Source organism: Pseudomonas sp., from assembly GCF_035512415.1.
Classification (GTDB): domain Bacteria; phylum Pseudomonadota; class Gammaproteobacteria; order Pseudomonadales; family Pseudomonadaceae; genus Aquipseudomonas.
In genome coordinates, this window is record NZ_DATKDZ010000038.1 from 347,605 (window position 1) to 371,098 (window position 23,494).

The following is a 23,494-nucleotide window of genomic DNA, read 5'->3' on the forward strand; positions in this document are numbered from 1 at the left end:
CCCGATAGTGGTCGCTGTTCGCACCGAATTTGCCGCCGGGCGAGCTGATGGGTATCGCTTTGCTCAACCCATCCTACAAATCGACCGTGGCGACCCGTAGCCCGGATGCAATCCGGGGAAATCTGTGCACCCTACGGCTTTATGCATGCAGCACCACGGTGCGGCTGGCGTTAAGGAATACACGCCGTTCCAGGTGGTAGGCGATGGCCTTGGCCAGGGTCTGGCATTCGATATCGCGGCCCTTGGCGATCAGGTCTTCGGGGTAGTGGGCGTGGTCCACCGACTCCACGCCCTGGGCGATGATCGGCCCCTCGTCGAGGTCGTTGTTGATGTAGTGGGCGGTGGCTCCGACCAGCTTGACGCCCTTCTCATAGGCCTGGTGATAGGGCTTGGCACCCTTGAAACCGGGCAGCAGCGAGTGGTGGATATTGATCGCCCAGCCATCGAGCTTGCGGCACAGCTCAGGCGACAGCACCTGCATATAGCGGGCGAGCACCACCAGCTCCGCCCCGCTCTGCTCGATGACCTGCAGCACCTGGCGCTCCTGCGCCGGCTTATCGTTGGGATCGAGGGGGAAGTGGTAATAGGGAATATCGTGCCAGCGCGCCAACGGTTCCAGATCCGGGTGGTTGGACACCACCGCCACCACGTCCATGGCCAGGTGGCCGATACGCTGGCGATAGAGCAAGTCGTTGAGGCAGTGGTCGGCTTTGCTGACCATCAATACCACCTTGGCCCGGTAGCCCGGCGGGGTCAGTTCGACTTGCATGCCGAAGGCGGTCAGGCGCTGGTCGAGACCGGCGCGAAAGGCCTGCTCGTCGAAGTCGTCCGGCTGGCGGAATTCCACGCGGATAAAGAAGCGCGAGGACAGGCGGTCATCGAAGCTGTGGTGCTCGGTGACGTAGCAGCGCTGCTCGAAGAGAAAGCGGGTTACCGCATCCACAGTGCCGAGCACGCTCGGGCAGTGGGCGGTAAGAATCCAGGTATCGGGGGTGCGGCTCATAAGCGTGCTCCGATGTTGATTCCCTCTCCATCGGGAGAGGGCCGGGCGTAGGGTGGATCGGGGCGCGTAGCTGGCGCTTCATCCATCCACCTTTGCGGGCCTCCGGTGGACGAAAAAAGCGTCGTCCACCCTACAACTCAGGCCTTGATAACCAGGCCATACTCAGCGCTGGCGTCCTGCAGCCACAGCCAGATGTAGTCGGCGAAGCTGCGCCGTACCAGCAGTTCCCAGGTTTCCTCGCCGGTGTGGCGGATCACAAGTTGCGACTTGGCGAATACGGTGCCGACCGCCTTGCCCACCGGGAAGTTGCTCGGGTGCACGTCGTAGCTGCTGGATTTCATCAGCAGTTCGCGCACCTTGGGCCCGGACAGTTCCACTAGGGTCTGCCCGCCGCTGACGTTGACAATCGAAATATGCTGGCCGTCCAGGGCGGCGCGCAGCTTCTGCTCGACTTCGTATTCAGTGCCGCCTGGCACGATCAGCAGCCACTCATCGGGGGCCAGCCATTGCAGCGAACTGTGCTCGTTGGCCACCAGGGTCAGGGCCACCGGCAGTTCGAGGCCAGTGGCCTGGTGCACACCGCCGGCAAAGGCCGAGTCTTTCGCGTCGCCGCGCAGCACCAGATGGCCGAGCAGCTTCTTCTCGCGCAGGGTGATACCTGCCGTGCTGCTCTTATGTAGAGGCCCCTTGCGTACCAGCTCGTCGAGGCCGGCGTGGAACAGCGGCGACTCGCCATGGGCGGCGTCCGGGCGTTGTTTGTAGACGTTGACGTTAGACATTCTGGCGGTCCCCTTTAGGGTCGTAGAACACCGGGCTGACGATTTCCGCTTCCACCAGGCTGCCGTCCACCAGCGGCGCGAATACACGCTCGCCGATGCGCTTGAGGCCGCCCTTGACCAGGGCCATGGCGATGGAATGGTTCAGCGTCGCGCTGGCGTAGCTGGAGGTGACATGGCCGACCATGTCCATGGGGATGGCCTGCTTGGGATCGAATACCAGTTGCGCGCCTTCGGGCAGCACCTTGCTCGGGTCCAGCGGTTTGAGCCCGACCAGCTGCTTACGTTCTTCGCGCACACAATCCTCGCGATTCATGCCGCGCCAGCCGATCCAGGAGAATGGCTTGGTGCGACCGACGCACCAGCCCATGCCCAGGTCGTCCGGGGTTACCGAGCCGTCGGTGTCCTGACCGACGATGATAAAACCCTTCTCGGCGCGCAGCACGTGCATGGTCTCGGTGCCGTAGGGGGTCAGGCCATGTTTCTTGCCCGCCTCGATGATTTTTTCCCACACGCCCAGGGCGTAGTCGGCCTGCACGTTGACCTCGTAGCTCAGCTCACCGGTAAAGGAGATGCGGAACACCCGCGCCGGTACGCCGCCGACCTTGACTTCCTGCCAGGTCATAAAAGGGAAAGCGTCTTTATCCAGATCGATATCGGTGACTTCCGCCAGCAGCTTGCGGCTGTTGGGGCCGGACAGGGTCATGGTGGCCCAGTGGTCGGTGACCGAGGTGAAGTACACCTTGAGCTCCGGCCATTCGGTCTGGTGATAGATCTCCAGCCATTCCAGCACCCGGGCGGCACCGCCGGTGGTGGTGGTCATCAGAAAGTGGTTGTCAGCCAGACAGGCGGTTACACCGTCGTCGAAGACCATGCCGTCTTCCTTGCACATCAGGCCGTAGCGGGCCTTGCCCACGTCCAGTTTGGTCCAGGCGTTGGTGTACACACGGTTGAGAAACTCGCGCGCATCCGGGCCCTGGATATCGATCTTGCCCAGGGTCGAGGCGTCGAGGATGCCGACGGCGTTACGCACGGCCAGACATTCGCGGGCCACGGCGGCATGCAGGTCTTCACCGTTTTTCGGGAAATACCAGGGACGCTTCCACTGGCCGACGTCCTCGAACTCGGCACCGTTGCGCAGGTGCCAGCTCTGCATGGCGGTGTAGCGTTTGGCCTCGAACAGCGCGCCGCAATGCCGACCGGCGACAGCGCCGAAGGTCACCGGGGTGTAGTTCGGGCGGAACATGGTGGTGCCCATTTCCGGAATGCTGATGCCTAAGGAACGGGCGGCGATGGCCAGGCCGTTGATATTGCCCAGCTTGCCCTGATCGGTGCCGAAGCCCAGGGCGGTGTAGCGTTTGACGTGCTCCACCGACTCGAAGCCTTCACGGGTGGCCTGCTCGATACCGGCGGCGGTCACATCGTTCTGCAGGTCAACGAACTGCTTGGGCGCGCGCGCCGTGGACTTGTCGTGGGGCACCTGAAACAGCGCCACGGCCGGTTCTTCGAAGCGCGTTTCGACCAGCGGCAGGCTGCCGCTGATAGCCTTGAAACCAGCTTCGGCGGCGGCGCTGGCACCGGCTTCGAAACCATCGGCAAGCACATCGCCAAGGGCAAACACGCCGTTCACCGCACCGGCGCACAGGCGCTTCTGGAAACCTTCGCCAGGCACGAAGGCGAGGATGTCTTCACGCCAGGTCGGCCGACCGCCCAGGTGCGAAGCCAGGTGCACCACCGGGCTGTAGCCGCCGGAGCTGACAATCAGGTCGCAGTCGAGCAGCTCGCCAGGGCTGCTGACTTTGTGGCCTTTCAGGTCGATGGCGCAGATCCGCGCGCCCGTTACGCGCTTGCTGCCGCGGGCTTCGACCACGGCGCTGCCGGTGAGAATGCGCACGCCGCGCTTGCGCGCTTCTTCCACCCAGCTGCCGCGGGGGTTGCTGCGCGCATCGGCGACGGCCACCACTTGCAAGCCGGCATCGAGCCAGTCGAGCACCACGCGGTAGGCGTAATCGTTGTTGGTCGACAGCACCAGCTGCTGGCCCGGTGCCACGCCGTAGCGGCGCACATAGGTGGACACCGCATCGGCGAGCATATTGCCCGGCACGTCGTTATTGGCGTACACCAGCGGCCGCTCGTGGGCACCGGTAGCCAGCACCACACGCTTGGCGCGTACGCGGTGCATACGCTGACGGACCATACCTAAAGGCGCGATCTCGCCGAGGTGGTCGGTCAGGCGCTGGTGAATGGTGAGGAAGTTGTGGTCGTGGTAGCCGTTTACCGTGGCGCGCGGCAACAGGATCACTTCCGGCATTTTGCTCAGCTCGGCCAACGCCTGGGCGGTCCAGTCGGCGGCGGGTTTGCCGTCGAGGGTTTCGCGGGTGCTGAGCAGGCTGCCGCCGAACTCTTCCTGCTCATCGGCCAGTATCACTCGTGCGCCGCTGCGCGCGGCGGCTAAGGCTGCGGCCAGACCGGCGGCGCCGCCACCGACCACCAGCACGTCGCAGTGCTGGTTCATATAGTCGTAGCTGTCCGGGTCATTGGCTTTCGGCGCACGGCCGAGACCTGCGGCCTTACGAATGTACTTCTCGTAGGTCAGCCAGAGGTTCTGCGGGTACATAAAGGTTTTGTAGTAGAAGCCCGGCGGCATCGCCTTGCCGCCGACCTTGCCGAGGATACCCATCACATCGTTGTTCACACTCGGCCAACCGTTGGTGCTGTTAGCCACCAGACCTGCGTACAGCGCCTGCTGGGTGGCGCGCACGTTGGGGATCTGCGCGGCTTCGGTGCTGCCGATCTGCAGCACGGCATTGGGCTCCTCACTGCCGGCGGCGACTATGCCGCGGGGCCGCGAGTACTTAAAGCTGCGCCCGACTATGTCGACGCCGTTGGCCAGCAAGGCAGCGGCCAGGGTGTCGCCGACAAAGCCCTGGTAGCTCTGGCCGTTGAAACTGAAACTGAGTGGCTGGCTGCGGTCGATGCGGCCACCCTGGGCAAGACGATTGACCTGGCTCATGCCGTTACTCCTTGGTCGACGGCCTTCTTCGCGGCGAGGCTGGCTTCAGTGATGCTGGGCCGTTCGCCGATCTTGTAGGTTTCGAGAATTTCGTAGGTCACCGTGTGACGGGTGGCGTTGAAGTATTTGCGGCAGCCGCTGGCATGGATCCACAGCTCGTGGTGCAGGCCGCGCGGGTTGTCGCGGAAGAACAGGTAGTCGCCCCACTCCTCGTCGGTGCAGGCGTTCGGCTCCAGGGGGCGCGGGATATGCGCCTGGCCCTTGGCGTGGAACTCCTCTTCGGAACGCAACTCGCCACAGTGAGGGCAGAAAATATGCAGCATGGTCGGTACCTCCTAAGCCCCCTCTCCCTGCCTCTTTATTAGAGAGCCGGGAGAGGGCTGGGGTGAGGGGTTGGCCTCACCAGACGATCAATTTATAGGAGAGGGTCCGCGGTCAGCCGCACAACCCTCACCCGCCCTGCGGGCACCCTCTCCCGGAGGGAGAGGGGCATCAGCCGTCGCGCTACGCGCGACCTTTTAGTGCGCAACCCCGGCCGCGCCGTGCTCGTCGATCAGCGCGCCGGTATGGAAGCGCTCAATGGAGAACGGCTGGGCCAGCGGGTGCATCTCGCCCTTGGCCAGGCTGGCGGCGAATACGTGGCCCGAACCTGGGGTGGCCTTGAAGCCGCCGGTACCCCAACCGCAGTTGAAGAACAGGTTCTTCACCGGGGTCTTGGCGATGATCGGGCAGGCGTCCGGGCTCGTGTCGACGATGCCGCCCCACTGGCGGTTCATGCGTACCCGCGAGAGCACCGGGAACATCTCGACGATGGCCTGCAGGGTGTGTTCGATGGTCGGGTAGGAGCCGCGCTGGCCGTAACCGTTGTAGCCGTCAATGCCGGCACCGATGACCAGGTCGCCCTTGTCCGACTGGCTGATATAGCCATGCACCTGGTTGGACATGATGACGCTGTCGATAATCGGCTTGATCGGCTCGGACACCAGCGCCTGCAACGGGTGGGACTCCAACGGCAGGCGAAAGCCGGCGAGCTTGGCCATATGCCCGGAGTTACCGGCGGTGACCACGCCGACGCGCTTGCCACCGATAAAGCCGCGGTTGGTTTCCACGCCGATGACCGCGCCGTTTTCCTTGCGGAAGCCGATCACTTCGGTCTGCTGGATCAGGTCGACACCCAAGGCATCGGCGGCGCGGGCGTAGCCCCAGGCCACCGCATCGTGACGAGCCACGCCGCCGCGGCGCTGCAGGGAGGCACCGAGCACCGAGTAGCGGGTGTTCTTGCTGCAATCCAGATAGGGAATCAGTTCCTCGACCTGCTTGGCGTTAAGCACTTCGCCGTCAATACCGTTAAGACGGTTGGCACTGACCCGACGCTCGATATCGCGCATGTCCTGCAGGGTGTGACCGAGGTTGAACACGCCGCGGGCCGAGTACATGACGTTGTAGTTGAGGTCCTGGGACAGGCCTTCCCACAGCTTCATGGCGTGCTCGTAGATGCGCGCCGACTCGTCCCACAGGTAGTTGGAGCGCACGATAGTGGTGTTGCGCGCGGTGTTACCACCGCCCAGCCAGCCCTTCTCCACCACCGCGACGTTCTTCACGCCGAATTCCTTGGCCAGGTAATAGGCCGTGGCCAGACCGTGGCCGCCGCCGCCGACGATGATCACGTCGTACACCGGCTTGGGCGTCGGGTTGCGCCACATCCGTTGCCAGTTTTCGTGGTGGCTGAACGCGTGCTTGATTAGGCCGAAGCCGGAATAACGTTGCATAAAGGTGCTCCTGAAACGGAAAGCTGGAACCTTGTTTGTAGGAGCGGGCCATGCCCGCGAACATCATGGATCGCAGATATGGGACTTGGCGTCCGCCCCGCTCCTACCGGTCATTGCGCTTAACGATAAACCGGGTAATCGGCACACAAACCCGCCGCCAGCGTCGCCACTTGCGCCTCGACATCGGCATCGCCGAGGTGGTCGAGGACATTGCAGATCCAGCCGGCCAGCTCGATGCTTTGTGCTTCTTTCAAGCCGCGGGTGGTGATGGCCGGGGTGCCGATACGCAGGCCCGAAGTCACGAACGGCGACTGCGGGTCATTCGGCACGGCGTTCTTGTTCACCGTGATACCGGTGCGTCCCAGCGCCGCATCGGCGTCTTTGCCGGTAATGCCCTGCTTGATCAAGCTGACCAGAAACAGGTGGTTGTCGGTGCCGCCGGAGACCACGTCATAGCCACGCTCGATAAACACCTTGGCCATGGCCTGGGCGTTGTTGATCACCTGCTGCTGGTAGGCCTTGAAGGCAGGCTCCATGGCCTCCTTGAAGCACACTGCCTTACCCGCGATCACATGCATCAGCGGGCCACCCTGGGCACCGGGGAATACCGCGGCGTTAAGCTTCTTCTCGATCTCGGGGTTGGCCTTGGCCAGGATCAGGCCGCCACGGGGACCACGCAGGGTCTTGTGAGTGGTGGTGGTAACCACATCGGCAAAAGGAATCGGGTTGGGGTACAGACCGGCGGCGACCAGGCCGGCAACGTGGGCCATATCGACAAACAGCAGCGCCCCGACCTTGTCGGCGATGGCGCGGAAACGCGGGAAATCCAGGGTCTTCGAGTAGGCGGAAAAACCAGCGACGATCATCTTCGGTTGGCATTCAACGGCAAGACGCTCGACTTCGTCGTAGTCGATCAGGCCGGTAGCGGTGTCGATACCGTACTGCACGGCGTTGTACAGCTTGCCCGAGGACGACACCTTGGCCCCGTGGGTCAGGTGACCGCCGTGGGCCAGGCTCATGCCCAGGATGGTGTCACCGGCATTGATCAGCGCCAGGTATACCGCGCTGTTGGCGGAAGAACCGGAGTGCGGCTGAACGTTGGCGTAGTCGGCACCGAACAGCGCCTTGGCGCGGTCGATGGCCAGCTGCTCGACCACATCGACATGCTCGCAGCCGCCGTAATAGCGCTTGCCCGGATAACCTTCGGCGTACTTGTTGGTCAGCCCGCTGCCCTGGGCTTGCATCACCCTTTTGCTGCAGTAGTTTTCCGAGGCGATCAGCTCGATATGGTGTTCCTGGCGGCGTTCCTCGGCGTCGATGGCGCTGAGCAGTTCGTCGTCGTAGCCCTTGATCTGGTCGTGCTTGCTGAACATCGCGAATCTCCTGCGGCACCCGGGTGCGGTGTCTGTATGTCGGTCATGGGGGCGGGCCCCAGTTGCAACCGATGGTATGACTCGCCCTGATCGATCAGATGCCTATGCACGCCACGGGAGATTGCGTTTGCGACATGAGTGTCGGAGACATGCGCGTTGGCGACATGCACGAACCCGCCAGACCGCACGCAAGGCACGGTGGGTTGCACCCACCCTACGTCGGCGACCGGTAGCCCGGATGAAATCCGGGGAAAAGCAGCGCAGCCACTACCGCTCCCGGATTGCGCCAAGGCTTATCCGGCTACGAGACAGCGACATGCATAAGCCCGTAGGGCGGGTGCAACCCGCCAGGCTGCATGCAAGACACGGTGGGTTGCACCCGCCCTACATCGGTGAAAACCGGTAGCCCGGATGAAATCCGGGGAAAAGCAGTGCAGCCACTACCGCTCCCGGATTGCGCCAAGGCTTATCCAGGCTACGAGACGGCGACATGCATAAGCCTGTAGGGCGGGTGCAACCCGCCAGACCGCATGCAAGTCACGGCGGGTTGCACCCGCCCTACCTCGGCGACCGGTAGATCCCGGATGAGATCCGGGGAAAAGCAGCGCAGCCACTACCGCTCCCGGATTGCGCCAAGGCTTATCCAGACTACGAGACGGCGGTCAGCGCAGCCACTCGCGAATGGCCACGAGCAGCAGGAAATGCCCCGGATAAAACAGGTAGGCCCAGCGCCGTACTGGCGGCACGGGCAGCGTCAACGGCTGACGCAACAGCCAGAGGCCGAACAGCGGAGCCAGGGCGCAACTGATGATCACCGCCCAGGCGAAGGGGTCGCCACGGGCCGCATCGATATAGAACGGTGGCCAGTAATTGCCCAGCAGACACAGCACCAGTGGCCACACCCAACCGGGGTTGGGGCGATGCAGAGCGTAGAGAAACGCCGCGGGCAGCAGCGCACCGGGCAAACCGAACATCAGCCAGGGATGCGCGAACAGCGCCAGCACCAGCGCCCCCAGGCCCAGCCAACGACGCTGGCCGTGGGGATGCTGCGCAGCACTGGCGATCACCAGGCCCAGGGCCAGGGTCGGCAACACATTGAGCGATTGCGGTGTTTGCACCAACAGGCGATAGGGCCACTCGGAAAGCAGCGCAAAACCCAACAGCAGGCCGAGATAGCGCAGCGGTATGGGCCCACGCTCACCCGCCACAGGGCGCGCCAGGTTGGCCGCAATAGCCAGACAGAACAGTGGAAAAGCCAGCCGCCCGGGGATATAGACGGCGTACAGCTGCGGCCAGACATGGCGCAGATGGTCAATCAGCATACTGAGCAGCGCCAGCCACTTGAGCAGGTCCAGCGCAGCATCGCGGGGCGGGCGGCCCGGGGTAGGCAAGGCATTCGGCATGACGGCAGTTCTGGCTCCGAGGGAGCTCGACCTTAACTCAAGGAGCCGTCATGCCGTTATCCATCACTCCTGCAGTTTGGCGGTGCAGCTGCTGGAGGCTTGCAGCAAACGCTGCTGCATAGCCGGATCAGGCGACGACTGACGGCCCATGGCCTGCAGTTCGGTCTCGCTGAACTGGCTGCTGACCTTGTCGGCCGCGCACTCGCAATAGGCTTGCAGCTGCGCCTTGCTGTGGTCCGACTGGGCGCTGGCAACACATTCCCTGGCGAACTCGGCCTTGGCACCAGCGGGCCACTCTGCAGCGGTGGCCGGCAAGGCAAAGGCCAGGGGGGCAAACACTGCAACGAGGTAACGATAATTCATGGGGAACTCCTGTTCGGGGTATAGGACATCGGCCCGTACGAGCCGAGCACTAGCTGTGAGGCCGGCAGAGGCTATGAGTTCCTTTTAATTGCCCCAGCCCTCGGCGGACTGTGCCCGCGAGGCGGATTGCGCCGTCTAGTCTGCCAACCTCCTGCCCCGCCCCGCCCTGGCAAATAGCGCCTGGGCTTAACAAGATGTCGCCGCGTCGGCGGCAAGCCCCCTGCACTCGCGGCTAGAGTAAGACCATACGCGCCCTCTCCCGCGCCGCTATAGAAGGAACTAGCAATGCCCGATACCGCCCAACAGTTCGCCAGCGACAACTACTCCGGCATCTGCCCGGAAGCCTGGGCCGCCATGGCCGAAGCCAACCAGGGCCATGACCGCGCCTATGGCGACGACCAGTGGACCGCGCGCGCCGCCGACCACTTCCGCCGCCTGTTCGAAACTGACTGCGAAGTGTTTTTCGCCTTCAACGGCACGGCGGCCAACTCCCTGGCTCTGGCCGCCCTGTGCCAGAGCTACCACAGCGTGATCTGCTCGGAGACCGCCCACGTCGAAACCGACGAATGCGGCGCGCCGGAGTTCTTCTCCAACGGCTCGAAGTTGCTGCTGGCCAAGACCGAGAACGGCAAGCTGACCCCAGAGGCGATCCGCGAACTGGCGCTCAAGCGTCAGGATATCCACTTCCCCAAACCGCGCGTGGTGACCCTGACCCAGGCCACCGAAGTCGGTACCGTCTATCGTCCCGAGGAAATCGCCGCGATCAGCGCGACCTGCCATGAGCTGGGCCTTAACCTGCATATGGACGGCGCACGCTTCTCCAACGCCTGCGCTTTTCTCGGCTGCAGCCCGGCCGAGTTGACCTGGAAGGCTGGCGTCGACGTGCTGTGTTTCGGCGGCACCAAGAACGGCATGGCGGTGGGCGAAGCCATCCTGTTCTTCAATAAAAAGCTCGCCGAAGACTTCGACTACCGCTGCAAGCAGGCCGGTCAGCTGGCCTCGAAGATGCGCTACCTGTCCGCGCCCTGGGTCGGCATCCTGCAGGACGACGCCTGGCTGCGTTACGCCAACCACGCCAATCATTGCGCACGCCTGCTGGCCGAACTGGTCGAGGATATCCCCGGGGTCAGCCTGATGTTCCCGGTAGAGGCCAACGGGGTGTTCCTGCAGATGTCCGAGGCAGCCCTGGAAACCCTGCGTGGCCAGGGCTGGCGCTTTTACACCTTTATCGGGGCCGGCGGCGCGCGCTTTATGTGCTCCTGGGACACCGACGAGGCGCGGGTGCGCCAGCTGGCCGCGGATATCCGTACGGCCATGCAGGCAGCTTAAGCCGCCTCGCCTTGCAGTTCGTCCGACCGCGCTCCCCGGCCGGACGACTGCGGCTACGCTGTGGGTATCCGTACCCCTTGGCGCAATCGAGCAATGGGAGCCCGCCGATGGACAGCAAAGAACCCCTTGAATTGAGTCTGCAAGACCTCAGCCTGGAAGACCTGAGCCTCGAACCACTGGAGCCACCCAGCGCAGAACCCGACAAGGCCAAGGCACCGGCCAATTTCAAGATCGACACCCGGGGCAAGATCGAGCGACGCATCCATGGCGACCGACGCACTTCGATCCGCTTCGAAGCCGACCGCCGCGCCAGCGAAGACAGGCGCGCCGGCCCCAAACCCTGGGCCCTGGGAACGGATATCTAGTGGTCGAGAAGTGAACCAGCTGCTTGACGCTGGTGAAGCCGCCGTGACGAACTACTTTGCTGGGCTCACCGTCAGCGCTGCTGAGGATGATGTGCGCTCGGTTGCTTAGCACCGCGGAGAGCGAGCAGCAGCGGGAAAACGACTGCAGCTACTCGTGTAGACCGTGCCTCCGCCCCTCAACACACCTCATGAGTAGTAGGTAATTGAGGGGCAGCGCACCAGCCAAAACTGCTCAATACGCCACTACCCACTCAATACTCGATCGCCACATCCCCCTGCGGCACGCTGCAGCACGACAGGATATAGCCCTCGGCCACGTCTTCATCGGTGATTCCGCCGTTGTGTTCCATGGTCACTTCGCCAGCGGTTTTCATCACCTTGCAGGTGCCGCAGATGCCCATGCCGCAGGCCTTGGGGATATGCAGGCCGAGCTTGGCGGCGGCGGCATGCACGGTTTCGCCCGGGTCGACGCGGATGCTCTTGCCGGTGCTGGTAAACGCTACTTGGTGCTGGTCGGCCGCGGGCACTGGGTCGGCATCGGCGGCTTCGGCGGCCAGTTCCTTGGCTTCTTCGCGCACATCGGCCGGCGTCGCGCCAAAGGATTCCTCGTGATAGCGCTGCATATCAAAGCCATTGATTTCCAGCAGGCGTTTGACCGCATTCATATAAGGCGTCGGGCCGCAGCAGAAGATTTCCCGCTCCAGATAATCAGGGGCAATCAGCTCCAGCATCTTCTGGTTGAGGTAGCCGCGATAACCGGCCCAGGCCTCGCCCAGGCCGTGCTTTTCACAGATCACGTGGAGGCTGAAGTTGTTGATCCGCGCAGCCATATGCTCCAGCTCGCGGTGGTAGATGATGTCCTTCGGCGAGCGCGCGCTGTGCACGAAAACCATGTCGACATTGCCGTTGGTGTCGTAGAACCAGCGCGCCATCGACATCACCGGGGTAATGCCCACGCCCCCGCTGAGGTAGAGCACCTTGTCGGCGGGAAAGTCGATGGCGTTGAACAGCCCGACCGGGCCGTGTACCGGCAGCTCGTCGCCTTCATTGAGGTTGTCATGCAACCAATTAGACACCTTGCCGCCCGGCACCCGCTTGATGGTGATGGAGAAGCTGTAGGGCACCGACGGCGAGCTGGAAATGGTGTAGGAGCGCATTACTGGCTGGCCGTCGATCTCCAGTTCGAGGGTGACGAACTGCCCCGGCTTGAAGAAGTACAGCACCGGCTGATCGGCCATAAAGCAGAAGGTGCGTACGTCCCAGGTTTCCTGGATAACTTTGACGCAACGCACCATATGCCGCCCGTTGCTCCAGGTCTGGGTGGTAACCGGGTTGAGGAAGTCGTTCGTCGTCATGGACGTCTCTCCGCGCGGCCGGACATCGGCCTTGTATGGAACGATTGTGCGTACTGACAGGCGGGCTCATTTATCTGCCAGCGACATTTACATGCTTATCGCGACCTGCCGCAGTGGGCGTGGTTTGCCGCGTCGGAAACGGATGTAAGCATGTCGCCCATAGGTAAGGTTTACCCCGCGCCCAGCGCCACACTCGCAGCCAGCCGAAGCAAAAAGGTCACGAGCGAATTCTCCGTTTATTCAGTCGCCATCGGCAGGCGCAGAACGGGGCAATAACGCCACCTTGCGTGATACCGATTAGCCAATTTATTGCGGCAACTCGCCGAGCGAGTCGCCATTGAGGAGTTACCGATGGACGTCACTTCCACCCTGAGCCTGGGCGACCCACTGGAGCCCGCACGCAAGGCCACCGCTGAGATGCTGCAAACGCGCGAGCGCACCTTTTCGCTGCCGCAGCCGTTCTACAGTGATGAGCGGCTGTTCAAGATCGATATGCAGGAGATCTTTCACAAGGAATGGCTGATCGCCGGCATGACCTGCGAGATCCCGGCCAAGGGCAACTACCTCACCCTGCAGATTGGCGACAATCCGATCATGGTGATCCGCGGTGCCGATGGCGTGGTGCATGCTTTCCACAACGTCTGCCGCCATCGCGGCTCGCGCCTGTGCACCAGCGACAAGGGCAAGGTGGCCAAGTTGGTCTGCCCCTACCACCAGTGGACCTACGAGCTGGACGGTCGCCTGCTGTTCGCCGGCAGCGAAATGGGTGCGGATTTCGACCTCAAGGACTACAGCCTCAAGCCGGTCAACTGCAAGGTAGCGGGTGGCTACATCTTTATCTCCCTGGCGGAAAACCCGCCGGCCATCGACGACTTCCTCAGCACCCTGGCTCACTACATGGAGCCCTACGACATGGAAAACACCAAGGTGGCGGTGCAGACCACCTTGATGGAAAAAGCCAACTGGAAGCTGGTGATCGAGAACAACCGCGAGTGCTACCACTGCAACGGCTCGCACCCGGAACTGCTCAATACCCTGCTGGAGTGGGATGACGTCACCGACCCGCGCGCCACCCAGGCGTTCAAGGATCAGGTCAGCGAATGCACCACCCGCTGGGACCGCGACAAGATTCCCTACGCTCACGCCAGCTTCGGCCTGCGTAACCGCATCGTGCGCATGCCGCTGCTCAAGGGCACGGTGTCGATGACCATGGACGGCAAGCCAGGCTGCAAGAAACTAATGGGCCGCATCACCGACCCGGACCTGGGCTCGATGCGCATCCTGCATCTGCCGCATTCGTGGAACCACTGCATGGGCGATCACCTGATCGTCTTCACCGTGTGGCCGATCAGCGCCCAGGAAACCATGGTCACCACCAAATGGCTGGTGCACAAGGATGCTGTGGAAGGCGTCGACTACGACGTGGCGCGCCTGCGTCAGGTATGGGATGCCACCAACGACCAGGACCGTCGCCTGGCCGAAGAGAACCAGCGCGGCATCAACTCCACCGCCTACCAGCCCGGCCCGTATTCGAAGACCTACGAGTTCGGCGTGGTCAACTTTATCGACTGGTACAGCGAGCGCGTGCTGAACAACCTCGGCGCTGCGCCGGCTCCTTACTTGCGCCAGGTCGGCGCGGAGTAAGGCTTATGTCCTGGGGCCTGATGCTGCTGATCGGACTGACGCTCTACGGCCTCGCCGCTGGTCGGAGGCCCCGCCCGCCGAAGGACACCTCGAAACACTGAGACCCACCTCAAGGGTCAGTTTTAGCCCCTGCCGGATACCCCGAGCAGGGGCTTTTTTTGTGCTGTAGCAATTACGTATGGCGCACTGCTAGAGGCCGCAATCGGGCGCGGGCCATGCGCATCTAGAATCTACAGCCGGACTTGGTGCGCACAGCGCACCCTACGGACCGCTGGCCGCGCCTTTCATGTAGGGTGCGCCGTGCGCACCAATAACCCAACAATATCCCGGGGCAGCTGCTAACACAGCGGCCCTTGCGGTGCGCGCGCACCCTACGAATCGCAGGTAAATGACACGGGGTGCCTTAGGCACCCCGTGGCGTATTCAGCCGCCGCTACAGCCGCACACTGGCAAAGGTCGACTCGCCCTGGGCGCGGGTCAGTGCGGCCATGGCCGATGAGGTGGAGGGGCGCATCAGGTCTTCCGGCATGGGCACCAATGCCACCACGCTGGCGCTGGTCTGGCCGGCGCGTTCGTCGCGCGGCGGGATGCCGAAGTATTCGCGGTAGCACTTGGAAAAATGCGGGGTGGAGACGAAACCGCACACCGAGGCGACTTCGATGATCGACATGCTGGTCTGCTTAAGCAGCTGGCGCGCGCGAATCAGGCGCAGCTTGAGGTAGTAGCGCGACGGCGAGCAGTGCAGGTACTTCTGGAACAAGCGCTCGAGCTGACGGCGCGAGACGTCGACATACAGCGCCAGCTGATCGAGGTCGATGGGCTCTTCCAGGTTGGCTTCCATCAGCGCGACGATTTCCTGCAGCTTCGGCTGATTGGTGCCGAGCATGTGCTTGAGCGGCACACGCTGGTGGTCCTGCTCGTTGCGGATGCGCTCGTAGATAAACATCTCGGAGATCGCCGCCGCCAGTTCGCGGCCATGCTCGCGGCCGATCACGTGCAGCATCATATCCATCGGCGCTGTGCCGCCGGAGCTGGTGTGGCGATTGCGGTCGATGGAGAACAGCCGGGTGCTGACAGCCACACGCGGGAAGGCCTCCTGCATGGCGGCGAGAAACTCCCAATGCACGCTGCAGTCGTAGCCGTCGAGCAGGCCGGCCTTGGCCAGGGCCCAGCTGCCGGTACATACCGCGGCCAACTGGGCACCATGGCGCGCCTGGCTCTGCAGCCACTGCACGTGCTCGCGGGTAACGCTGTGCTGGATATCCACCCCGCCGCAGACGATCACCACATCCAGGCGCGGCGCTGTGGCCAGGCTGGCGTCCGGGGTGATCTGCAGGCCGTCGCTGGCGCACACCGGCAGGCCGCTCTGGGTCAGGGTGTGCCAGCGATACAGCTCCTTGCCGGAGAGCTGATTGGCCATGCGCAGGGGTTCCACCGCCGAGGCCAGGGAAATCAGGGTGAAGTTGTCGAGGAGGAGAAAACCGATGGACTGGGGAACACGGTTCTGGGGCTGCGCCCCTTGGTTGAACTGTGACATTAGTGAAGCCCTCACGCGAAGCAAAGCACAGTTGTAGGCCCTTATGGAGAGGCCCTTAATTTTGTTTCTGGCGTACGGCGACCCCAGATAGGCAGCAATGACAGAGCAAGAGTCATGCCTAAATTGATTGACCGTTCAATTAAAAACATGCCCAGATGACCGGGGCTTGTGCCACTAGGCATTGGCAGGAGCGACAGGAGTATTCTGATTGCGACCGCAAACGCCCACGGACCGGGCGTTTGAGCATTTCGGTAGCACGGCCCAGGTGAGGGTTTGTCACCTGCTACGCGCGGGAATAAACCGAGGGTAACGGACCAACGGTTGCGAAGTGACCAACGGGTCATTCGCCGCCGCAACAGCACGCTAATTGCGCGCACCAAAAGTCGGCACGCCGCCCTGAAATGAACAAAAGCAGTTCATCGCCCTGCCCTGCCGCGCAGCGCAATATCAGCACTCGATGGCACTGACGGCCAGGCCGCCGCGTGAGGTTTCCTTGTACTTGTCGTGCATATCGGCCCCGGTGTCGCGCATGGTGCGGATCACCCGGTCGAGCGAGATAAAGTGTTCGCCGTCGCCACGCAGGGCCATCTGTGCGGCGTTGATCGCCTTTACCGCAGCGATGGCGTTGCGCTCGATACACGGCACCTGCACCAGCCCGCCGACCGGGTCGCAGGTCAGCCCGAGGTTGTGTTCCAGGCCGATCTCGGCGGCGTTCTCCAGTTGTTCCGGAGTGGCACCGAGGATTTCCGCCAGCCCCGCCGCAGCCATGGCGCAGGCCGATCCGACCTCGCCCTGGCAGCCCACTTCGGCCCCGGATATGGAGGCGTTTTTCTTGCACAGAATGCCGATGGCCGCGGCGGCCAGCAGGTAGTCGACCACATTGGCCTCGCTGACCGCCGGGCTGAAGCGCACAAAGTAATGCAGCACCGCCGGAATAATGCCCGCCGCACCGTTGGTCGGTGCGGTGACCATGCGCCCGCCAGCGGCGTTTTCCTCATTGACTGCCAGGGCGAACAGGTTGACCCACTCCATGCCGCTGAGGGTCGAGCCGATTACATTGGGTTTGCTCATTTCCTGCAGGCTGCGGTGCAGCTTGGCCGCGCGGCGCTTCACATTCAGCCCGCCGGGCAGGATGCCCTCGTGCTTGAGGCCCTGCTCGACGCAATCACGCATGGCCTGCCACAGACGCATCAGACCGCTGCGGATCTCCGCTTCGCTGCGCCAGGCCAACTCGTTGGCCATCATCAATTCGGACACCCGCAGACCGTGCGCCTTGCACAGGCGCAGCAGCTCTTCGGCGCTGTTGAAATCGTAGGGTAGGCGGGTGTGGTCCTGGTCCAACTGGCCGCTGGCGGCCTGCTCAGCGTCCACCACAAAACCGCCACCCACCGAGTAATAGGTGTTTTCGTGCAACAAGCTGCCGTCGCCGGCATAGGTGCTGAGGGTCATGGCGTTGGGGTGATAGGGCAGGTTTTCATCCAACAACAGCATGTCGCGTTGCCAGTCGAAGGCCACCGCGTGCTGGCCCGCCAGCAACAGCGAACCGCTGGCAAGCAAGGCATTGATACGCGGGGCGATGCTGGCCGGGTCGATCTGATCCGGCCACTCGCCGAGCAAGCCCATGATCACCGCGCGGTCGCTGCCATGGCCCACACCTGTGGCGGACAGCGAGCCATACAGGCGCACCTGCACTCGCCCTACCCGCGCCAGCAAACGACGCTCGGCCAGGGCACCGCAGAACAGAGCAGCGGCGCGCATCGGCCCGACGGTGTGCGAGCTGGACGGACCGATACCGATCTTGAATAGGTCAAACACGCTGATAGCCACGACTCTCTCCTGCACCATTGCTACATGCAGGCCATGATCGGGCTTTCAGCAAAGCAATCGAGCTTCACACCGACACGCCCATACCCAAAGCCGCCAGGAGGATGGCCTGGCCCGCAAAGGCACCGCCCCAGAACTCGGCACGCAGGCGAGTGACATACGTCGGCAAGTCATGCTAGCTTCGGCGCAGATTGCCCAAACGGGTAAGAGAAAAGGTCTCCATGACACCACTCGATGTTGCACACACCCTTCACCCCGCGGCAGTGGCGAACATAGCCAGTGATCGCGCGTGCGCAACATATCCGCCACACACCCCACCTGTCGCTGACGGTCCACAGGCAGGCGTTAATCCGCCGCCGGCAACCGTCCTGGGCTAACTCCAGCCCACCTTCGCAGCTCCAGCTTGCAATGACCTGACGACGCGCCTATGCGCCCGCAATGTCGCTGGAGCCTGTTGTCTTTTGACAGGTGATTAGTCATGAATTTCAAATCTACGTTGGCCTCTTACGGGGTCATGATGCTTTTCGTATTGCTCTGGGGCAGTGCCGCCATTTTCACCCGCTGGGGATTGGATCACGGCTCCGCCTTTGCACTGCTGGTGTTCCGTTTCGCCCTGGCCTTCGGCGTATTGCTGATCCTCGGGCTATGGCGCAAGAGCCTCTTGCCGGCACAGGGCACCCGCTGGCGCGTCGCTACCATCGGCCTGCTGCTGATTGGCAGCTATACCATCTGCTATTTCCAGGCCATGGCCCACGGCATTACGCCGGGTTTGATTGCCACCGTGATGGGCGCTCAGCCGATCCTGACTCTGCTGTTCGTCGAACGGCGGTTTAACCTGCTGCGGCTGAGCGGGCTGCTGATCGGCCTGGGCGGGTTGATTCTGGTGGTGTATCAGAGCCTGGTGCTGTCGCGTTTTGCCGTCAGCGCAATGCTGTTTGCTTTTGCCGCGCTGGCCTGCATGACGACGGGCACCATTTGGCAAAAGCATATACAGCAGTCGCCCGCCGAAGTGCTGCCGTTGCAATACGGCGTCAGCTTGCTGCTGTGCCTGGCTTTTGTGCCCTTTCAGCCCTTCGACTTCGAGATGACGCTCGGTTTCTTTGCGCCGGCGCTGTGGATGGGCCTGATCATTTCGGTGGTCGCCCAACTGCTGCTTTACCGAATGATCCGCTCCAGCAATCTGGTCAACGTCACCAGCCTGTTCTACCTGGTGCCGGCAGTGACCGCAGCGATGGATTACCTGTTTCTCGGCAATCTACTGCCCAGCCTGAGCATTCTCGGTATGGCGGCCATTCTGCTGGGGGTCGTGCTGGTATTCAAACAGGCTCCGGCGGCGCGGTAGCAGCCTCTTCAGCGGCGTTTCAGAAACCACCCCCAGCGCAGTTATTGCGTCGAACGTGACGACAAAATAGCGATAAGGCCGACAACGTCAGCCTTATCGCTACTAATCGCACGCCCCAAAGCGCCAGCTCTTGTAGGGTGCGCTGCGCACACCAGGGCCGGCTGTTGCCTCAAGCAATGCCACTGTTCCCCAAGCTACCCCCCTGAAATACGACAGCAGCATTCCAGTTACGACCTCGCGCATAGGCAGCCGAGGAAATCTGTCGGCATGATCGCAACGCCCATGGACCGGCCAGCCGCTGTTCGCCCTGCCCGCCCGTGGCCCGACTGCGCGCTTGCACAAGCGCACCCTGTCACCGGAGCTGGGAGAGGCTTGATGAAACTGGATAACAGGCCGTTTAAAAATGTAGGCGAGGCAGGCAAGACAAGGCGCTACGTAGTAACAGCCGCAGGCTGGTCAAAACAGCCGAGAAGCGGACTGGGCTCGCACGCGAGTTTACGAGCTGTAAATGAGCATTCCGAGGCGGTTTTTAACGCAGTATTGCCAACGCAGGTAGTTTTTAAACTGCCTGTTAAATCTTGGCTGCTGGCCGCCGCCCTAAGCACACCCCTGCTGACCCAGGCTGCAGAGCCGGCCGAGTGCGGTCTGGTGCGTTTTGCCGATGTAGGCTGGACCGACATCACCGTGACCACCGCCGTAACTCGCCATCTGCTCAGCGAGCTGGGCTACCGCACCCAGGTCAAGCGCCTGTCAGTACCGGATACCTACAAGGCCCTGCAGGACAACAAGATCGATGTATTCCTCGGCAACTGGATGCCGAGCATGGAAAACGACATCAAGCCCTATACGGAAAACGGTTCGGTAGAAACCCTGGGGGCCAACCTCATCGGTGCCAAGTACACCCTCGCGGTCAACCAGGCCGCCTATGATGGCGGCGTGCAGAACTTCGCTGATCTTGCGCGCTTCAGCAAGGAACTGGGGAGCAAGTTGTACGGTATCGAGCCTGGCAACGACGGCAACAAGCTGATCCAGCAAATGATCGACAAGAACGCCTTCGGCCTGGGCGGCTTTACCCTGGTGGAATCCAGCGAGAGCGGCATGCTGGCCCATGTCAAACGCGCCGACCACCTCAAGCAGTGGGCCGTATTTCTCGGCTGGGCACCGCACCCGATGAATAACCAGCTGCAGATGCACTACCTGGCCGGCGGCGACGACTACTTCGGCCCCGATTATGGCGGTGCCACGGTGTACACCAATGTGCGCGCCGGCTATGCCGAGCAATGCCCGAACGTCACCCAGCTGCTGAAGAACCTGCGCTTCAGCCTAGAGATGGAAAGCTACCTGATGGGCGCGATCCTCAATAAAAACACCAACCCGCGGCGCGAGGCAAAAGCCTGGTTAAAGGCCAACCCCGAGACCGTCGCAACCTGGCTGCAAGGCGTTAGCAGACTGAACGGTCAATCAATAAAAACCGCCGAAAACCTGGCCAACGAAAATTAATTTGTCATTCTTTTCGAACCGCGCGCAGCCCCCAGCTCATCGCGCCTGTGGCCATTTCAAAAGCTGCAAACCCCGGCCGGCGCGGCTTACAGCCTTGGCCAAGGGGTAGAAAAGTCTGTTATGGTTTTTTTAGTCAAAGGGTATGTCGCCGCGCAACACGTCAGGGTCGCAAACCGACAATTGCGACAAGCCGAAGACTATATCGTTGAGTCAGCCGATTTCGTCGCTCTTAGATTCCGGCAGGCTGTTGAAACGTAGCGAGCGAAGGTTAGGCAAGGCGGGATCAGCCGAAAAAGCGGAGTGTACGAGTTGTACATGAGCATTTTGAGGCTGAGCCCAACGCCGCATAACCGAGCGCAGTAGTTTCAGCAGCCTGCCGCAGGGTGTGAGAGACCGGGAGCCCATAGCCCCGGACCGAAGAATATATAAGCGCTGGCTCACCCCATGATGGGTGCCAGCCCAACAAGAAATTTCGGATGTACGCGCACCTCGGGTCGAGGTGTGTAAAACCCAAGGATGGGACTTCGTAACACTGCCAGAGGGTTTGGAACGCGGTTTGCAGCACGGCACAGCAAGGTTGACTCGACAGTACGCCCCCATAGCGTCCATTGCCCACAAGGCAACTGGAGCGTTGCAGCGGTTGTGCCTGAGCGCCCTGAAAGTGTTGCGCGGCAAGGCACGCTTCATACCCCCGAACCCAGTAAACCCACACAGGCAAGAACAGTCGGCATCACCGGACGAACGCCCGTTGGCGTGCGCTCGGTTGCGCAACACTGATCTGGATGTCTACTGAAGGGGAATCATCCCATGCAGTCTGGAAAAATCGTCGTCGAGAACCTCTACAAGGTGTTCGGCGCAGAGCCACAAGAAGCTATTGAACTGCTCAAGCAGGGTTGGAGCAAGGAGCGGATTCTTGCGGAGAAAGGTGCCGTAATCGGCGTCAGCGACGTGTCCTTCAGCGTCGAGGAAGGCGAGATCTTCGTCCTGATGGGCCTCTCCGGCTCCGGCAAATCCACCTTGATCCGTCTGATCAACCGCCTGGTTGAACCCAGCGGCGGCAACGTCTACATCGACGGGCAGAACGTCGCCAAGATGCCCAAGTCGGAACTCATCGACCTGCGCCGCCGCGATATGAGCATGGTCTTCCAGTCCTTCGCCCTGATGCCCTCGCGCACCGTGCTGGACAACGCCGCCTTCGGCCTGGAAGTCGCCGGCAAGGGCCGCAAGGAGCGCGAGAAGCGCGCCATGGAAGTGCTCAAGCAGGTGGGCCTGGACACCTTCGCTCACAAGCACCCGCATGAGCTGTCCGGTGGTATGCAGCAGCGCGTCGGCCTGGCCCGCGCCCTGGCCGTCGACCCGTCGATGATCATCATGGACGAGGCCTTTTCCGCCCTCGACCCGCTCAAGCGCCGCGAGATGCAGGACGTGCTGCTGGAGCTGCAGAAGACCGACCGCCGCACCATCATCTTCGTCTCCCACGATATCGAAGAGGCCATGCGCATCGGCACCCGTATCGGCATCATGGAAGGCGGCAAGCTGGTCCAGGTCGGCACCCCCCAGGAGCTGATCGACAACCCCGCCAATGATTACGTGCGCAACTTCTTCAATACCGTCGACACCAACCGCTACCTCACCGCCGGCCAGCTGATGGCCAATAGCGTGCCGATCTACGTGCATAACGGCAAAGCGCCAGATGCGCAGACGGTCTGTCAGGAGCTGCAGGCGCTGGACAAGCACTACGCCTTTATCGTCGACGAGCAGAACAACTTTCAGGGCTCCATCAGCCTGGAGAAGATCGCCCTGCTGGTCGAGGGTGGCGAAACCTGCGGGCTCGACGCCAAGGTGCTCAAGCACATCAACCCGGTCTCCGAAGACATGCCGCTGGATCAGGTGATCGAACGCCTGGTGGATAACGAAGGGCCGATTCCGGTGATCGACAGCGACGGCCATTACAGCGGTGCCATCAGCAAGGGCCGCCTGCTGACCCGCCTGCAGGGAGAATCCCATGAGTGAGAAACAGCTCGACCTGGGCAGCTGGGTCAACGATGTGGTGCAGCACCTGCTGGACAATTACAGCGAAGGGTTCGATAACCTCGGCGGTGTGGTCAACGGTTTCTCCGAAGGCATCGAGTGGCTGCTGATGCTGCCGCCAGCCTGGTTGCTGATCGCCATCTTCGTCGGCCTCAGCCTGTGGCGCATCAGTTACAAGTTCGCCATCTTCACCGCCATCTCCTTCGTCCTGATCGTGCTCACCGGCTTCTGGGAACAGACGGTGGTGACCCTCGGGTTGACCTTCTCCGCCACCCTGATCAGCCTGCTCCTCGGCATCCCCCTGGGCATCTGGGCGGCGCGCAGCGAGCGGGTGTCGACCACCATCCGGCCGATTCTCGACTTTATGCAGACCATGCCGGCGTTCGTCTACCTGATCCCGGCGGCCATGCTGTTTGGCCTCGGCCGGGTGCCGGGGATCATCGCCACGGTGATCTTCGCCATGCCGCCGGCGGTGCGCCTGACCAACCTGGGTATTCGCCAGGTCAACAAGGAAATCGTCGAAGCCGGCCAATCGTTTGGCTGCAACGCCCGCCAGCTGCTGTTCAAGGTGCAGCTGCCGAACGCCATGCCGTCGATCATGGCCGGGGTCAACCAGACCATCATGATGGCCCTGTCGATGGTGATCATCGCCTCGATGGTCGGTGCCGGCGGCCTGGGCAATGACGTACTGGCGAGCATCCAGCGCCTGGATATCGGTCTAGGCTTCGAAAGCGGCATGGCCGTGGTCTTGCTGGCAATCATCCTCGACCGCATCACCGAAAGCTTCGGCACACCGCAGCAGAAAAAGTCCAGCAGCCTGGTTGCCTGGTTCAGCGGCAAACTGCAACGTCAATAAGCCTCCACTTC

Annotated in this window: 18 protein-coding genes; 7 read left to right on the top strand and 11 right to left on the bottom strand. The window is 62.4% G+C overall.

Annotation, left to right across the window (positions count from 1 at the left end; all coding sequences use genetic code 11):
- Positions 1 to 139: 139 nt before the first annotated feature.
- The 8 genes from purU to VMP31_RS18860 form a co-directional block, all read right to left on the bottom strand.
- Entirely contained in the window at positions 140 to 1,003 is an 864-nt protein-coding gene (gene purU, locus VMP31_RS18825; RefSeq protein ID WP_325509228.1) for a formyltetrahydrofolate deformylase, read from the bottom strand.
- Between the two features lie 137 nt (positions 1,004 to 1,140).
- Positions 1,141 to 1,782 (bottom strand): sarcosine oxidase subunit gamma, encoded by a 642-nt coding sequence (locus VMP31_RS18830; protein ID WP_325509229.1) that lies wholly within the window; start codon positions 1,780 to 1,782, stop codon positions 1,141 to 1,143.
- A complete protein-coding gene (locus VMP31_RS18835) occupies positions 1,775 to 4,792 on the bottom strand; it encodes a sarcosine oxidase subunit alpha (protein ID WP_325509230.1) in 3,018 nt (1,005 codons plus the stop codon). The genes VMP31_RS18830 and VMP31_RS18835 overlap by 8 nt, the downstream gene beginning before the upstream one ends.
- A complete protein-coding gene (locus VMP31_RS18840) occupies positions 4,789 to 5,115 on the bottom strand; it encodes a sarcosine oxidase subunit delta (protein ID WP_325509231.1) in 327 nt (108 codons plus the stop codon). The genes VMP31_RS18835 and VMP31_RS18840 overlap by 4 nt, the downstream gene beginning before the upstream one ends.
- 195 nt (positions 5,116 to 5,310) lie before the next feature.
- Positions 5,311 to 6,561 (bottom strand): sarcosine oxidase subunit beta family protein, encoded by a 1,251-nt coding sequence (locus VMP31_RS18845; protein ID WP_325509232.1) that lies wholly within the window; start codon positions 6,559 to 6,561, stop codon positions 5,311 to 5,313.
- A 119-nt stretch (positions 6,562 to 6,680) separates the two neighbouring features.
- The gene (gene glyA, locus VMP31_RS18850; protein WP_325509233.1) at positions 6,681 to 7,934 is read right to left on the bottom strand and encodes a serine hydroxymethyltransferase; all 1,254 of its coding nucleotides are present in this window, start codon (positions 7,932 to 7,934) and stop codon (positions 6,681 to 6,683) included.
- A 662-nt stretch (positions 7,935 to 8,596) separates the two neighbouring features.
- Positions 8,597 to 9,337, bottom strand: coding sequence for a TraX family protein (locus VMP31_RS18855; protein ID WP_325509234.1), 741 nt, complete (start codon positions 9,335 to 9,337; stop codon positions 8,597 to 8,599).
- Between the two features lie 63 nt (positions 9,338 to 9,400).
- A complete protein-coding gene (locus VMP31_RS18860; RefSeq protein WP_325509235.1) occupies positions 9,401 to 9,700 on the bottom strand; it encodes a hypothetical protein in 300 nt (99 codons plus the stop codon).
- 285 nt (positions 9,701 to 9,985) lie between these two features.
- On the opposite strand from VMP31_RS18860, the gene VMP31_RS18865 reads away from it, so the two are divergent.
- Positions 9,986 to 11,029, top strand: coding sequence for a low specificity L-threonine aldolase (locus tag VMP31_RS18865; RefSeq protein ID WP_325509236.1), 1,044 nt, complete (start codon positions 9,986 to 9,988; stop codon positions 11,027 to 11,029).
- A 107-nt stretch (positions 11,030 to 11,136) separates the two neighbouring features.
- Complete coding sequence (locus VMP31_RS18870) at positions 11,137 to 11,394, top strand: hypothetical protein (protein WP_325509237.1); 258 nt, start codon at positions 11,137 to 11,139, stop codon at positions 11,392 to 11,394.
- A gap of 251 nt (positions 11,395 to 11,645) precedes the next feature.
- On the opposite strand, the gene gbcB is transcribed toward VMP31_RS18870, so the two are convergent.
- Complete coding sequence (gbcB, locus tag VMP31_RS18875; RefSeq protein ID WP_325509238.1) at positions 11,646 to 12,749, bottom strand: glycine-betaine demethylase subunit GbcB; 1,104 nt, start codon at positions 12,747 to 12,749, stop codon at positions 11,646 to 11,648.
- A 351-nt stretch (positions 12,750 to 13,100) separates the two neighbouring features.
- Between gbcB and gbcA the strand changes: the two genes are divergently transcribed.
- Complete coding sequence (gene gbcA / locus VMP31_RS18880; protein WP_325509239.1) at positions 13,101 to 14,393, top strand: glycine-betaine demethylase subunit GbcA; 1,293 nt, start codon at positions 13,101 to 13,103, stop codon at positions 14,391 to 14,393.
- A gap of 433 nt (positions 14,394 to 14,826) precedes the next feature.
- Here gbcA and VMP31_RS18885 read toward each other — a convergent pair whose 3' ends face one another.
- Both VMP31_RS18885 and VMP31_RS18890 read right to left on the bottom strand, forming a co-directional pair.
- Complete coding sequence (locus VMP31_RS18885; RefSeq protein WP_325509240.1) at positions 14,827 to 15,930, bottom strand: GlxA family transcriptional regulator; 1,104 nt, start codon at positions 15,928 to 15,930, stop codon at positions 14,827 to 14,829.
- A 447-nt stretch (positions 15,931 to 16,377) separates the two neighbouring features.
- The gene (locus tag VMP31_RS18890; RefSeq protein ID WP_325509241.1) at positions 16,378 to 17,757 is read right to left on the bottom strand and encodes an L-serine ammonia-lyase; all 1,380 of its coding nucleotides are present in this window, start codon (positions 17,755 to 17,757) and stop codon (positions 16,378 to 16,380) included.
- Positions 17,758 to 18,232: 475 nt separating this feature from the next.
- Here VMP31_RS18890 and VMP31_RS18895 point away from each other — a divergent pair, with 475 nt between their 5' ends.
- From VMP31_RS18895 to VMP31_RS18910, 4 genes are all read left to right on the top strand, one after another.
- Entirely contained in the window at positions 18,233 to 19,096 is an 864-nt protein-coding gene (locus VMP31_RS18895; protein WP_325509242.1) for a DMT family transporter, read from the top strand.
- A 564-nt stretch (positions 19,097 to 19,660) separates the two neighbouring features.
- On the top strand, positions 19,661 to 20,596 hold the full coding sequence (gene choX, locus VMP31_RS18900; protein ID WP_325509474.1) for a choline ABC transporter substrate-binding protein: 936 nt from the start codon (positions 19,661 to 19,663) through the stop codon (positions 20,594 to 20,596).
- Positions 20,597 to 21,403: 807 nt separating this feature from the next.
- Positions 21,404 to 22,609: a glycine betaine/L-proline ABC transporter ATP-binding protein gene (locus VMP31_RS18905; protein WP_325509243.1), complete on the top strand. Its 1,206-nt coding sequence runs from the start codon at positions 21,404 to 21,406 to the stop codon at positions 22,607 to 22,609.
- Positions 22,602 to 23,483 (top strand): proline/glycine betaine ABC transporter permease, encoded by an 882-nt coding sequence (locus VMP31_RS18910; RefSeq protein WP_325509244.1) that lies wholly within the window; start codon positions 22,602 to 22,604, stop codon positions 23,481 to 23,483. The genes VMP31_RS18905 and VMP31_RS18910 overlap by 8 nt, the downstream gene beginning before the upstream one ends.
- Positions 23,484 to 23,494 lie beyond the last annotated feature (11 nt).

Coding starts and splice junctions, on each gene's coding strand:
- VMP31_RS18870 (WP_325509237.1), top strand. CDS start 11,137: ATGGACAGCAAAGAACCCCTTGAATTGAGTCTGCAAGACCTCAGCCTG.
- VMP31_RS18845 (WP_325509232.1), bottom strand. CDS start 6,561: ATGCAACGTTATTCCGGCTTCGGCCTAATCAAGCACGCGTTCAGCCAC.
- VMP31_RS18885 (WP_325509240.1), bottom strand. CDS start 15,930: ATGTCACAGTTCAACCAAGGGGCGCAGCCCCAGAACCGTGTTCCCCAG.
- VMP31_RS18910 (WP_325509244.1), top strand. CDS start 22,602: ATGAGTGAGAAACAGCTCGACCTGGGCAGCTGGGTCAACGATGTGGTG.
- purU (WP_325509228.1), bottom strand. CDS start 1,003: ATGAGCCGCACCCCCGATACCTGGATTCTTACCGCCCACTGCCCGAGC.
- gbcB (WP_325509238.1), bottom strand. CDS start 12,749: ATGACGACGAACGACTTCCTCAACCCGGTTACCACCCAGACCTGGAGC.
- gbcA (WP_325509239.1), top strand. CDS start 13,101: ATGGACGTCACTTCCACCCTGAGCCTGGGCGACCCACTGGAGCCCGCA.
- VMP31_RS18830 (WP_325509229.1), bottom strand. CDS start 1,782: ATGTCTAACGTCAACGTCTACAAACAACGCCCGGACGCCGCCCATGGC.
- VMP31_RS18860 (WP_325509235.1), bottom strand. CDS start 9,700: ATGAATTATCGTTACCTCGTTGCAGTGTTTGCCCCCCTGGCCTTTGCC.
- VMP31_RS18895 (WP_325509242.1), top strand. CDS start 18,233: ATGAATTTCAAATCTACGTTGGCCTCTTACGGGGTCATGATGCTTTTC.
- VMP31_RS18905 (WP_325509243.1), top strand. CDS start 21,404: ATGCAGTCTGGAAAAATCGTCGTCGAGAACCTCTACAAGGTGTTCGGC.
- VMP31_RS18840 (WP_325509231.1), bottom strand. CDS start 5,115: ATGCTGCATATTTTCTGCCCTCACTGTGGCGAGTTGCGTTCCGAAGAG.
- VMP31_RS18865 (WP_325509236.1), top strand. CDS start 9,986: ATGCCCGATACCGCCCAACAGTTCGCCAGCGACAACTACTCCGGCATC.
- glyA (WP_325509233.1), bottom strand. CDS start 7,934: ATGTTCAGCAAGCACGACCAGATCAAGGGCTACGACGACGAACTGCTC.
- VMP31_RS18835 (WP_325509230.1), bottom strand. CDS start 4,792: ATGAGCCAGGTCAATCGTCTTGCCCAGGGTGGCCGCATCGACCGCAGC.
- VMP31_RS18855 (WP_325509234.1), bottom strand. CDS start 9,337: ATGCCGAATGCCTTGCCTACCCCGGGCCGCCCGCCCCGCGATGCTGCG.